The 13224-nt window shown below is 52.6% G+C and carries 10 protein-coding genes; 6 read left to right on the plus strand and 4 right to left on the minus strand.

Annotated elements, in window-relative coordinates; all coding sequences use genetic code 11:
• Nucleotides 1-51 precede the first annotated feature (51 nt).
• Nucleotides 52-1218, plus strand: a complete 1167-nt coding sequence (locus JCR24_RS05000) for a DUF418 domain-containing protein (RefSeq protein WP_238980193.1) — start codon at nt 52-54, stop codon at nt 1216-1218.
• 10 nt (nt 1219-1228) lie between these two features.
• On the opposite strand, the gene JCR24_RS05005 is transcribed toward JCR24_RS05000, so the two are convergent.
• Nucleotides 1229-1399, minus strand: coding sequence for an aspartyl-phosphate phosphatase Spo0E family protein (locus JCR24_RS05005; RefSeq protein ID WP_025038859.1), 171 nt, complete (start codon nt 1397-1399; stop codon nt 1229-1231).
• Nucleotides 1400-1714: 315 nt separating this feature from the next.
• Between JCR24_RS05005 and JCR24_RS05010 the strand changes: the two genes are divergently transcribed.
• The 3 genes from JCR24_RS05010 to JCR24_RS05020 all read left to right on the plus strand — a co-directional run bounded on the left by JCR24_RS05010 (nt 1715) and on the right by JCR24_RS05020 (nt 6083).
• Nucleotides 1715-2617, plus strand: coding sequence for a fumarylacetoacetate hydrolase family protein (locus JCR24_RS05010; protein WP_238980194.1), 903 nt, complete (start codon nt 1715-1717; stop codon nt 2615-2617).
• A gap of 144 nt (nt 2618-2761) precedes the next feature.
• Nucleotides 2762-3115: a YisL family protein gene (locus tag JCR24_RS05015; RefSeq protein WP_041470644.1), complete on the plus strand. Its 354-nt coding sequence runs from the start codon at nt 2762-2764 to the stop codon at nt 3113-3115.
• Nucleotides 3116-3239: 124 nt separating this feature from the next.
• Nucleotides 3240-6083 carry an EAL domain-containing protein gene (locus JCR24_RS05020; RefSeq protein WP_238980195.1) on the plus strand — a complete coding sequence of 948 codons (2844 nt, stop codon included), beginning with the start codon at nt 3240-3242 and terminating at the stop codon, nt 6081-6083.
• 123 nt (nt 6084-6206) lie between these two features.
• On the opposite strand, the gene JCR24_RS05025 is transcribed toward JCR24_RS05020, so the two are convergent.
• Entirely contained in the window at nt 6207-6755 is a 549-nt protein-coding gene (locus JCR24_RS05025; protein ID WP_238980196.1) for a DUF2777 domain-containing protein, read from the minus strand.
• A 242-nt stretch (nt 6756-6997) separates the two neighbouring features.
• Between JCR24_RS05025 and asnB the strand changes: the two genes are divergently transcribed.
• Nucleotides 6998-8845, plus strand: coding sequence for an asparagine synthase (glutamine-hydrolyzing) (gene asnB, locus JCR24_RS05030; protein WP_238980197.1), 1848 nt, complete (start codon nt 6998-7000; stop codon nt 8843-8845).
• 40 nt (nt 8846-8885) lie between these two features.
• Here the strand turns inward: asnB and JCR24_RS05035 are convergent, their stop codons facing one another.
• Complete coding sequence (locus tag JCR24_RS05035) at nt 8886-10238, minus strand: MATE family efflux transporter (protein ID WP_238980198.1); 1353 nt, start codon at nt 10236-10238, stop codon at nt 8886-8888.
• Nucleotides 10239-10364: 126 nt separating this feature from the next.
• Here JCR24_RS05035 and JCR24_RS05040 point away from each other — a divergent pair, with 126 nt between their 5' ends.
• On the plus strand, nt 10365-11225 hold the full coding sequence (locus JCR24_RS05040) for a helix-turn-helix transcriptional regulator (RefSeq protein WP_015374066.1): 861 nt from the start codon (nt 10365-10367) through the stop codon (nt 11223-11225).
• A gap of 115 nt (nt 11226-11340) precedes the next feature.
• Here the strand turns inward: JCR24_RS05040 and JCR24_RS05045 are convergent, their stop codons facing one another.
• Nucleotides 11341-13107 (minus strand): alpha-glycosidase, encoded by a 1767-nt coding sequence (locus JCR24_RS05045; protein WP_015374067.1) that lies wholly within the window; start codon nt 13105-13107, stop codon nt 11341-11343.
• Nucleotides 13108-13224 lie beyond the last annotated feature (117 nt).

The following is a 13224-nucleotide window of genomic DNA, read 5'->3' on the forward strand; positions in this document are numbered from 1 at the left end:
GGCGTCGCCGATTGCGCAGACGGCTAGGCGGTAGAAAGAAGGGAGAAAGCGATGATCAGATCGACCGAGCGAATCGCCGCGGCCGATGTGTTGCGTGGATTCGCCTTGCTCGGCATTTTGCTTGTCAACATGCGTTATGTTTCCTCGCCGGCGTTATACGACGACGGCGTCAAGGGCAGTGATTTTGACCGAGTTTTCGTTGCCGTCGTGGATGTGTTGTTTGAAGCGAGCGCGTATCCGCTGTTTGCCTTTTTATTCGGCTTTGGCGCCGTGATGATGTTCCGCCGGCTCCAAAGCCGCGGGGAGCGGCCGATTCCGATTCTGTTGCGCCGCTTCTTTCTTTTGCTTGGGATCGGCATTGCTCATGCGTTTGGCCTTTGGTTTGGCGATATTTTAATCCCCTACGCCCTCGCCGGGTTCATCATGCTTTTCTTTTTCGCCGCCCCGCCTCGTTGGTGGCGGACGGCGGCTGTTGCCGTCTTTTTTCTTTTTCACGGCCTCATGGCGCTGTTGTTAACTCTCAATGTGTTGACCGGAGAAATGGAGACAGCCGGCGGCCACGAGACCGCGGCGGCCGCGGCGGTTCGCCATTATCGAAACGGAACGTTTCGTGACGTGTTTTGGCAACGATGGAACGACTGGATGTATATCAACGGCGATGGAGGGCTTTTGCTTACGGTGTTGACCGTGCTGCCGTTTTGTTTGCTTGGCGGCTATGCCGCCGACCAACGTTGGCTTGAAGCCGACCGTCACTCGCCTGCGAAGCTGCGCCGCCTGATGAGGTGGGCGCTATGTTTTGGTTTAGCACTGAAAACCATTCCGTATTGGGTTGCGGCCAACGACTTGACCATGTACATCCAAGACAGCTTCGGCGGCGCCGCATTGGCGGTGTTTTACGCGTCGGCTGCCGTGTTCGTCTGCGGGAAATCAAGTTGGCAGCGCGCTTGGCGGTGGTGGCAAGACGTCGGGAAAATGTCGCTCACCCATTACCTCGCGCAATCGCTCGTTTGCACGTCGCTGTTTTATGGTTATGGGCTTGGGTGGTATGGACGCACAAGCGCATGGCAGGAGATGTTGATTGCGTTTGCCTTGTATGCAACTCAAGTGTGGATAAGCCGCTTTTGGTTTGCGCGTTTTCATTATGGCCCGATTGAGTGGATGTGGAGGTGGGGAACATACGGAACGCGGCCGCCGTTTCGCCGCCGGCCGGGGCAATAAAAACCCCCGCTTACTGAACGGACGGGGAAGGCGATTCCAACATCCTTGTTTGCTGCAAATATTGATTGATCAATTGGTCAAGCTCTTGGCTGCATTCGATCGTCTCTTTGGCCGTAAACCCATAAGTGAGCGCCAATTCGATCATTTGTTGTCGTTTTTCTTCAATTTGCAACAGAACCATTTCCTTCACCATCAATTCGTTTGAAATGTTGGTTGAGGCATGCCGCGTCGATGCAAGAGACGTTTGTTGCATGACGAAAGTCGCAATCGACGCCCTAGTGGAAACTAAACATTATTATACATATCACGACGAAAAAAGAAAGTGATTCGGGAAAATAAGTGATAAATTTCCTAATTTAGACAAAATTCTACAAAAACAGGACTTTTTCGCCTCGATGGCGAATATCATCCTCAACGCGCCAAAATGGCGAAGGCGGGTGGAAGAGAAGAGTTCACGAAGCATCCGCTGCATAACAAAGAAAGGGAGAGAGACACGATGAAACTGATCACCGCACTTTGCGATGGCGAAACGTTTGTCGGAGCCGTGCCGCAAGGGGACGACCGGGCGGTTCATTTGCGCCGCGCCGAACGGGCGATGGATGGAACGGAGACGATGCCGACGACGATGGTTGAAGCGATTGCCCAAGGGGAGGAGTTTCTCGTACGGGCGCAAAAAGTGGTTGACTGGGCGCTAGGCCATCCGACGCGGGAGTACGTTTATCGCCTCAACGATGTCCGTCTTTTGGCCCCGATCCCACGGCCGGCGAAAAACATTTTTTGCATCGGCAAAAACTATGTTGATCACGCGCTGGAGCTCGGCGGCGCCGATGTGCCGGAGCATTTGATCGTCTTCACGAAAGCGCCGACAACGGTCATCGGCCATGAGGAAACGATTTTGCGCCATGCCGATGTCACGGATGAAATGGACTATGAAGGGGAGCTGGCGGTGATTATCGGCAAACAAGGGCGGGCGATCCGCCGCGAAGACGCGCTTCATTACGTATTTGGATACACGATCATCAACGATGTGACAGCGAGAGATTTGCAGGAGCGGCACCAACAATATTTTCTCGGCAAAAGCCTGGATACATTTTGCCCGATGGGGCCATGGATCGTGCCAAGCAAATTTGTGCCAAATCCAAACGATTTGCGCATCGAGACACGGGTCAACGGCGAAGTGCGCCAGCAAGCGAACACGAAACAATTGATTTTTTCCATTGAATCGATCATCGAGACGATCTCAAAAGGCATTACGCTTGAGCCGGGCGACATCATCGCTACAGGAACGCCGGCTGGAGTCGGCAAAGGGATGAACCCGCCGCGCTTTTTGCAGACGGGTGATGTCATTGAGGTGACGGTGGAAGGCATCGGCACGTTGCGCAACAAAGTGGGAGAGTAAACGGCGAAAGTGAGGAAGTTCCCATTGATGTTCGAAAGGCGTCCTCTTGAAAGAAAGGGCGTCTTTCGTTTTCATGAAGTTTGTCAACCGTCCGCCCGCCGTGCTATGATGGGAAGGAACAAGGAATGGTTGGAGGGATGGATGTTGACGCATGCCCATATTACGAGCTGGCTCATCACGATTGTTTTGTTTTTCCTTGCGGTGTCGATGGAGCGGCAAGGGGCGGGCAAAGCCAAGATCGTGCAAATGGTGTTGCGGCTGTTTTACATTCTCACGATCGCGACGGGGGGGCTTTTGCTGCATAGCATTGCTTCGATATCCGCGCTTTATTGGCTAAAGGCGCTTGCCGGGCTGTGGGTGATCGGAGCGATGGAAATGGTTTTAGCAGCTGAAAAAAAAGGGAAAAGCGCGGCGGCAAGATGGACGCAATGGGTCATTGCCCTTGCGGTGACGCTGTTTCTTGGTTTGCTGCTGCCGCTTGGTTTTGACTTATTCTAAAGCGAAGCGGCAGCCTTCTATTGGTTGCCGCTTTTGTTGAAGATGAAAATATGGTATGGTAAAAGAAATGTCATTTTTTGAATTTTCTGACCCGATTGGTCAGCGGAGGGGGGCATGATCGTTTATGCGTTGGTTCTGCTGCCGCCGCGCCGAGGAGCTGGATCATTTGCTCAGGGAGCATAGTTCTTCCTTGGATGAGCCGTTGTTTGTCCAAATCGCGGGCAATGATGAGGCAGCAGTGCGCCATGCGGCCGCCGCGTTAGCCCGTCGTTGGCCGCACGCCCATATGGTTGGGATGGCAGGACCGCTGCCAATGGCCGGGGAGGCGAATCTCGCTGTTGGCGTCGCGTCGATGACGTCTTCAACCGTTTCGTCGTTGGCGCTGCCAGCTGATGAGTTTGACCGCCCGGATGGATTGGCGGCGTTGATCGCGGAGGCGGTCGTTCGTCACGATACGACGTTGCTTTTGTTGTTTACGAATCACCGCTCGGCTTTGCCGCCCTTGCTTCGCCATTTGCCGCTTGCAAACGAACGAATGGTTATCATCGGCTGCGCGCTTCCCGAGGGCAGCGTGTTATTTTCGCCCGACGGTCGGCTTGAGCGCGGAGGAATCGCCGTCTCTTTCAGTGGAACAGCGCTTCGCGGCCACTGTGCCGCACCGTTTTTATGGGAGCCGATTGGCTTGGCGTTTTCCATCACGAAAAGCCGCGATCAGCAGATTGACGAGCTAAACGGGCAAAAAGCGTCGAGCTATTTGGAACGGTATTTAGGAAAAGAGTTTATCGAACACCTTCCATTTTCTGGGATGGAATTTCCGTTTCTTATCGAACGGAACGGACGCGATGTCTGCCTGCCGATTGTCGCTGTCAACCAGGATGGCTCGGTTGCCGTAAGGGGCCATGTCCATAACGGAGAAAAGGTGCGATTTGCTTATATTCATGCCGCGTCCCTTTACTGGAGCGCGCGTGATGTGGCGATGCAAACAGCCAAGCAACCAGCAGAAGGAATGCTGCTTTACTACAGTGCGGCGCTGAGTGGGTATACGCGCCCGCTGTTTGACGGTGTGGCTGCGGTGTTTGGACAGGCAGCGCTGTTTCCGGCCGTCGAGGTGTTGGTGAAAGATGCGTATACGGCGGTGCGGCCGGCCGCATTTGCGGCCATTTCGCTGGCGGAAACAGCGGCCTCGGCGGAGAGCGGCCTACTGTCACCGTGGTCATCGCCGCCAGAAGGGATGATGACATTGGCGAAGCTCATGTCAACATCGTCCCGCGACATGGAGCGGCTGCACGTCCGCCTGCAAATGTCGGAGCAACGCTACAAATCGTTGTTTGAGCATAACACGGACATTGTCTATTCCACAGATTTGCACGGCCGTTTGACAAGCGTCAACCCCGCTTTTGAGCAAGTGCTCGGTTACAAGAAAGAAGAGATTTTGTATACGAATTCGCTCAAGTATATTCATCCGAATGATATTCCCCGCGTCACCCGCTATTTTTACCGAGCGCTGCGGGGGAATATCCAAACGTATAACTTGGAAATTCCGACGAAGTCGGGAGAACGGCTTTTGTTTCAAATGAAAAACATTCCCATCATTGTGGATGGCAAAAAGGTCGGCATTTACGGAATCGGACGCAACATTACCGAGCAAAAAAAGGCGGAAGAGAAAATCTCTTATTTAGCATATTACGACATCGATACGAACTTGCCCAACCGGACAAAGTGGATGGAATTGTTTTCCGAACAGCTGGACAAAGCCAAGCAGAAGCGACGAAAGATGGCAGTTGCTTTGATCGATTTGGACCGGTTTAAATGGATTAACGACAGCGTCGGCCATTACGCCGGAGATGACATTTTGCGCCAGCTTGTCGAGCGCATTCGCCGCGTCTTGCCGCCTAGTGCGGAGCTTGGCCGATTTCATGGCGACAAGTTTTGTTTGCTTTTTCCGCTCAAAACAGAGGTCCAGGCGGCGACGGAAGCGGCGCTCCGCATCGTGCGCGAAGTGGCGCGGCCGATTGTGTACGATGGAAAGGAATTTTTCGTTACAGCAAGCGTTGGTCTAGCGATGTTTCCAGATGACGGAGAGGACGAACATGCGCTCCTTAGGCACGCCGATATGGCGGTCAACATGGCTAAAAAAGGCGGCGGCAACCGGGTGGAGCGCTACTGCGCGCAAATGAACGAAGAAGCAATGCACCGATTGGAAATGGGCGGACATTTGCGCAGGGCGATCGAAGAGAATGAATTATTTCTTTGCTACCAACCAATTGTCGACGTACATACGGGTGCGGTGAAGGCGACGGAGGCGCTGATTCGCTGGCGCCACCCGAAGCTTGGGCTTGTGCGGCCGGATGAATTCATCCCTTTGGCGGAAGAGACCGGGTTGATTCATGAGATTGGGCGCTGGGTGCTGAAAACCGCCTGCAGACAGACGAAACAATGGCAGGAAATGACAGGAAATAATCGTCTTTCCATTTTTGTCAACGTCTCCCCTGTCCAGTTTCAACACGAGCGGTTTGTAGACAATGTAAAACAAGCGCTTAAGCAGTCACGCTTGTCTCCGTCCTGTTTGCATCTCGAATTGACCGAACATTCGATGCTCCGTTATCTGTCCAGTACGATGCGGACAATGGACGAGTTGAGGAAGCTTGGCGTCGGCATCGCCGTCGACGATTTCGGCAGCGGATATTCCTCGTTCCATTATTTAAAGCGGTTGCCAGCGACAATATTGAAAATTGACCGTGCCTTTATTGAACAATTGCATGCCAACGCTTCCGATGAGGCCATTGTCAAGGCGATGATTACGATGGCACACGGGTTGGGGCTTGAGACGATCGCCGAAGGGGTGGAAACGCCGGAACAGCTCAACCGGCTTCGCGATTTGCAATGCACGTATGCCCAAGGGTATGGGATTTGTCCTCCGCTTTTGGCTGAAGAAGTAACGCTGTATGTGACCGAGAAGCAACCATGATCCCCCGCCCGGCGTCGATTGGCGGCGGGGGAGTCGATGTTTTTTTCATAAAATGTATTTCAGTGCAATATCGAGAAAGAGAAAATGTTGGCGTCACGCCGTTGATTTCACCAGTGGTTCCGCTCAGCCAATTTGGGCGCAAATCGTCCGCTCCCCGCTGTTTAGCGTAATTTCAAAACGATCGCTCGGTGTCTGTCCGCGTTCGTAATAGTGATGGACGCTGGCGATTTGTTTCGTGTTGTCATAAATGATGAAATTCACGCCAGACGATTTGGCAAACAATAGGCCGTTGTAGCAATATAAGCAGTCATACAGCGAAAATCCGAGGCTGTTCAGCCATTGAACAAACTGGAAAAAGGTTGAATCAGGAAGCGCGGCGAGCCATTGTTGATAGGCATAAGTCAGCCGTTTGCGGAAACGGATGCGATCGCCGTTTTCGAGGGGAAAGACGCCAAGATCCGTGGCGACCGCGCCCTGATCCTGCCATTGCCCGGACAGCCAATGCCCGCAGTGAAACCATTCGATGCCTTGCTCGGCAATTTCTTCTACTAAAGAGGCTTCCTCTTCTTCTTCGTCGAAGAAGATCCATTCATCGTTGACGAACTCCACTGTTCCATACACATAAGCCCGCGGCTGTTCCACAATGCATTGCAGTCGTTCCTCGATGTTCAATGTCTCTCATCCTCCTTGTACTCCTCTGTTTTTCCATTTTTTTGCTGATTTATTCATGCGGCGACCGACGTCGGACAATTCATCGAAATGACGGGGGGTGCATAAAATGGAATCATGCCGACGTGGAGAACCATCGTGAATCAAAGGAGCGATCGCTGGAAACGATCGTGAAAAAGAACGGACGAAATGATGGAAACGGGTGAGAACTTGCCATCTTTGATAAAAAGAAAGGATTGGTTTGTATGTGTGGCATTACTGGCTGGGTCCATTTCGGGCGCAATTTGCGCCGCGAGCGGACGGTCATTGACAGCATGACAGAGACGCTCGCCAAACGTGGACCGGATGATACAAATACGTGGCTGGACACTCATGTCGCCTTCGGCCATAAACGGCTTGTCGTCGTGGATCCGGCTGGCGGCAAACAACCGATGGTCCGGCAAAAAAACGGACATCGTTATACGATCGTCTATAACGGCGAGCTGTATAATACGGAAGACATTCGCAAGGAACTGTTGCGCCAAGGCTATCGATTTGATGGTCATTCCGATACAGAAGTGTTGCTTGCCGCATATATGGAATGGAAGGAGAAATGCGTCGATTGGCTCAACGGCATTTTTGCCTTCGCCGTTTGGGACGAGGAGCGCGAGCTGTTATTTATGGCGCGCGACCGGCTCGGAGTAAAACCTTTGTTTTATCGAGAAGATGGCGAGGGGCTGCTGTTCGGCTCGGAAGTGAAAGCCATTTTGGCCCATCCCGATGTAAAGGCAGAAGTCAATTATGAAGGACTCGCCGAAGTGTTCGGCCTCGGACCGTCGCGCACACCGGGGCACGGCGTGTTTTGTGGTGTTCAGGAGCTGCGTCCAGCGCACGCGTTGACTTTCTCTCGCAGCGGGCTTCGCATTTGGCGGTATTGGAATGTCGAAAGCGACGTCCATCGCGATTCATTCGAGGAAACGGTCGAAAAGCTGCGCTTTCTATTGACGGATGCGGTCACGCGCCAACTCGTTTCCGATGTACCGGTTTGCACCTTCCTTTCTGGTGGGGTCGACTCGAGCGCCATTACGGCGATTGCTGCCAATGCCTTCGCGGCAGCTGGAAAAGGGCCGCTGCACACCTACTCGATCGATTATGAAGGGAACGACCAGTATTTCAAAGCCAACGATTTTCAACCAAACACGGATGCGCCCTTTATCGAACAGGTGTCAAACCAATTTCAAACGGTTCATCATCGCTGTGTGATCACGCAAGAGGAACTGTTCCGCCATTTGCATGAAGCCGTCATCGTCCGCGACGTTCCGGGCATGGCCGATGTCGATTCTTCGCTTCTTTGGTTTTGCAAACAAATTCGCGAACGGTTTGTCGTCAGCTTATCAGGGGAGTGCGCCGATGAAATTTTCGGCGGCTATCCATGGTTTCATCGGCCGGACGATTTGGCGCGGAAAGGATTCCCATGGATGCGCTCGATTGAGGCGCGCATCGGGTTGTTAAAGGAAGAATGGCGGCAAAAGCTTCGCCTTGACGACTATGTGCAAATGCGTTATGAACAAACGCTTGCTGAAGTGCCGCGTCTCGAGGGGGAAAGCGCCGAGGAGGCGAAGCGGCGTGAGCTGTTTTACTTAAATATGATTTGGTTTATGACGACACTGCTTGACCGAAAAGACCGGATGAGCATGGGAGCAAGCTTGGAAGTGCGTGTGCCGTTCGCTGACCATCGCATTGTCGAATACGTTTGGAACATTCCGTGGGATATGAAAATGTATGGAGGACGAGAAAAAGGCCTTTTGCGAAAAGCGCTCGAGGGATTGCTTCCCGAAGAGGTGCTCTACCGGAAAAAAAGCCCCTATCCGAAAACGCACCATCCTCTATATACGAAACTTGTCAAGCAATGGCTTGAGCAGTTGCTCCATGACCGCTCTTCGGTTTTGCACGAGTTTTTCGACCGGGAAAAATTGTTGGCGCTCATTGAAACAGAAGGGAAGTCGTTCCAAGTGCCGTGGTTTGGGCAGCTCATGACCGGTCCGCAGCTGCTCGCTTACCTTGGCCAAGTGCACGTTTGGTTTGATCATTACGGCATTCGCATTAAAGAATAAGAGCTGCGCCTACGCGCAGCTCTTATTCGATTTGGCGGCGCTACGCCATTTTTGCTTGTGGCACCATCGTTTTTTTCATCCAGACGCGCGACCGCCAGCGCCAAAGCATCAACAGTCCGCGCAGCCATTCGTCGGCGATGAACGACAGCCAAATGCCGACGAGGCCAAATCCGAGGGCGATGCCAAATACGTAAGCAATGGTCACGCCGACGCCCCACATCGACAAAATGCCCATATAGACAGGGAATTGCACATCGCCAGCGGCACGAAGCGAGCTGATAATCACTAAATTAAATGAGCGCCCCGGTTCAAGGATAATCGTTAACAGCAACAGTTTGCGGCCAAGAACAATCATTGAGCGGTCATCGGTAAAGAGCGACAGCAACGGCTCGGCAAACCAATAGGCGGCTGCGGCCAGCAACACTGAGATGGCGATGGCGCTGTACAAACTTTTCAAGCAGCGGGCGTAGGCTTCCTCGTATCGCCCGGCCCCGACGAAGTGGCCGACGAGAATTTGCGTTCCTTGGCTGACGGCGATGCCGAATAAAAACACAAACATCATAATGTTTTGCGTGTATACACGGACGGTCAATGCCTCAGCGCCAAGCCATGTAATGAAATACGTAATGACCATTTGCGCCGTATTGTACGAAAGATGTTCCCCGGCTGCCGGAACACCGATTTTCAGCAGTGAGCGCAAATAGTGAAACGGAAGGCGGCGAAACGCCCTTGGTGCGAGCGGAATGTTTGTTCGTTTGCGCAACAAAGCAAGAAGTGCGAGAAAGGCCATGCCGCGGCTGGCGGCGGTCGATATAGCAGCTCCTTGGATGCCGAGGGCGGGCAGGCCAAACAAGCCAAAAATGAGGGCCGCGTTGCTGATGACGTGCAAAACGTTCATGCCAACCGCCACATACATCGTGTCACGGGTGAAGCCATAGCTTTTCAAAATGGCGCCGACCGTCATCATCAGCGCTTGGATGAACAAAAATCCACCGACAATCGCCAAATAATGGGTTCCTTCATCGAGCAGCTCGGCGGGCAAATCCATCATTCGCAAAATCGGCTCGCTGAATGCGGCGAGAATGGCGCTTAACAACAATCCGAACAATAAATTGGCCACGAGGGATACAAGCGATACGTCAACGGCTTCTTGCTCTCGGCGGGCGCCTAAATATTGAGCAACAAGCACTGCTGTCGCTAAAGCGACGAAGTTGAACAGCACGATCGTTAAAGCGATGATTTGGTTCGCCACACCGACGGCAGCAACCGCGTGATCTGAATACTGGCTGAGCATCAGTGTATCGGCGTTGCCCATCACCATATAGAGCAACGTTTCAATAAAAATTGGCCACGTCAAGGAAAACAGTGATCGCGTTTTGGCCTCACGGCGCATGTTGAGACAACTCCTTTTTCTTATTCCGACTTGAACGATATATTCAGTTTAGCTAGTTTGTTGCATAATGGAAAGAGAAAGAAGCGATTTTGCTTGCACATTTCCGACAAAAGAGGGGAGAGGCCGATGGATACGGTCACATTTTCCATGCCGCCGCTGCCGGTGTTCATCAAAGGGGCGGAAAGTGTATTTCTGGAAGGAAAGAAGCATTTCCGCCGCACATTTTCCGTCTTTGATTTGCTTTACGTGAAACGAGGCTGTTTGTATATGACAGAAAACGGGCGCGAGTTTGCGGTTGGCAGTGGACACTATTTGTTGTTGATTCCGGGAAGGGAACATTACGGACACCGCCCATGCGAAGAACGGACGGAGCTGGTTTGGCTTCATTTTTTGCTGCCAGACTTTGCGGTCGTTTCCGATTGCGGTGTCAGCCGGCAGATCGTGATCGAAAAGGAGGCGACATACACCGAGCCGATCCAATACCGGCTCTCCATCCGTCAATATGGCGAAGTCAAGCAGCGCGAGCGGGTGGAACAGCTGCTAAGTCAAATCGTGGAACAAAACATTCGGCGGGATATCGATCAGCCACTCCGGCAGCTGCTGTTGTTCATCGAATTCCTTTGGCACTTGCAAAAACAAGAGCTTTCCGTCCCAAGTGCGTCTGAACAGATCAGCGCCGCGGTGGTTGCGTATATCGAGAAACATTTCAGCGAGCCGATTACACTGGACATGCTCGCGCAGGAGCTCCGATTCCACCCGGACTACATCACCCGCTGCATGCAAAAAACGATGGGCATGGGATTTAGCCGCTACTTGGCGCATTATCGGTTGTCAAAGGCAAAGCAATGGTTGGCGGAGACGAACGAGACGATTGAGGCGATCGCCAAGCGGGTTGGCATTGACGATGGCGCCTACTTTTCGCGCCTGTTTAAAAAGGTGGAAGGAATCACGCCGACCGAATATCGGCGCATGGCGCGGCGTAATTGACCTTCTTCTATGCCGGTGGTATAGATGGGGACGGTCAGCAAAAGATCAAACCGGTGCAGCTTGTCCTCTGCACCGGCAACCGATATGTTTGTCCGTAACCGCCCGCTCAGTCGCCTTACCAGCTTTCGACCGCGTAAAGCACAAACCCGTACGGCGGCAAGGAGACGCAAAGTGTTTCCGCCTCTGCAGCGAACCGCTCCCCTGTCAGAAGGTTGACCAGCCATTTTCCACGCGCATCGATCGGCATGGGAATTTCTGCTGCTTCGTTGCTCCGGTTGATGATGATCATGACCGTTTCATTGCCATCCGTTTTTTCATAAACAAGATGGTTCGCTTCATCATCGGCGGCGAGAAAAGCGACATCGCCGCGTCGAAGCGCCCGATATTGCTTGCGAAGAGCGATCAGTTGCTTGACATGTTCATACAGTTCTTTGTTTTGCTTCTCTGGATCCCACACCATACATTTCCGGCATTCCGGATCGTTTCCCCCCGTCATGCCGATCTCATCGCCATAGTAAATACACGGCGAACCAGTGAACGTGAGCTGGAACAAAAACAACAACTTCGCTTTGCGGACGTCGCCGCCGCAAACCGTAAGCAGCCTTGGTGTATCATGGCTGCCAAGCAAGTTAAACGCCGCTTCGTTCACATGTTTCGGATACGAATGAAGCAACCGGACCATGATATCGGCAAACTGGCGGGCGCTGATTTCCTCTTTCGCGAAAAAGCGAAGCGCTCCGTCCGTGAACGGGTAGTTCATGACGGCGTCAAATTGGTCGCCGCGCAGCCACGGCATGGCGTCATGCCAAATCTCGCCGAGAATGTACACATCGGGCTTTAGCGCCTTCACCGCCTGACGGAATTCGCGCCAAAATTGGTGATCGATTTCGTTTGCCACATCGAGCCGCCAGCCGTCAATATCAAACTCGCGAATCCAGTACGTCGCGACATCAAGCAAGTAGCGCTTCACTTCCGGATGGGCGGTATTGAGTTTGGGCATTTGCGGCACGAACGCAAATGTGTCGTAATTCGGGCGCGGCTCCGTTTGGAGCGGAAACTCGCGAATATGGAACCAATCTTTATACCTAGACGCTGCACCGTTTTTTAACACATCTTGAAACGGGGCAAACTCATAGCCGCAATGATTGAAGACTGCATCGAGCATGACGCGGATCCCTTTTTCATGGCAGCGCTTGACAAGTGTTTTCAACGTCTCTTTGTCCCCAAAGTGCGGGTCGATTTCAAAATAATCAGCGGTGTCGTATTTATGATTCGACGGCGCGCGGAAAATCGGCGTCAAGTAAATGCCGGTGATGCCGAGATCAGCCAAATAGTCAAGGTGATCGATGATTCCTTGCAAGTCGCCGCCGAAAAAGCTCGTCGGCGTCGGGTCCTCGCTTCCCCACGGCCGCGCCCCTTTCGGACTGATGGCCGGGTTGCCGTTGGCGAACCGCTCGGGGAAAATTTGATACCATACGGTGTCTTTTACCCAGTCCGGCGCTTGGAATAGGTCGACCCGATGAAGAAAGGGGAAGCAAAAGTAGTAAGCGGTGTCGTCGCTCGGAGCTTCATGGTAAAATCCTTTTTCCGTATAGACCAGTTGTTCGCCCCCAGCTCGAAGCACAAACCCATAGCGCAGCCGTCGATATGGCGGTTTGACTTCGGCGAGCCAATAGTCAAACAACCCGTCGCTTCCCGTTTTCCGCATCGGCATCGTTTGAAACTGCCAGGCGCCATCGTGCCATTCGTACGGGTCGCCAAAAAGCAGCTCGACGTGGTCGACATCATGTTTCTTTGTTTGAAGCCGGAGATGGAGCGTCTCGCTGTCATAAGCATAAGCGAAATGGTCGGTTGAGCGGTGGTGGATGGCTTCTTTCCTCATTTTCTTTTTCCTCCTTTGTTATCTGAAGCAACCGTTTGCATTAATGCTCAGCTATAATAAAAAGTACGTTAAGAGAAAAGAAAAGTCAAATTTTATAGAAAAAGGCTTGTAAAATGA

Origin of the sequence: Geobacillus sp. YHL, assembly GCF_022341265.1 — a bacterium.
In the GTDB taxonomy this organism is placed as follows: Bacteria; Bacillota; Bacilli; order Bacillales; family Anoxybacillaceae; genus Geobacillus; species Geobacillus thermoleovorans.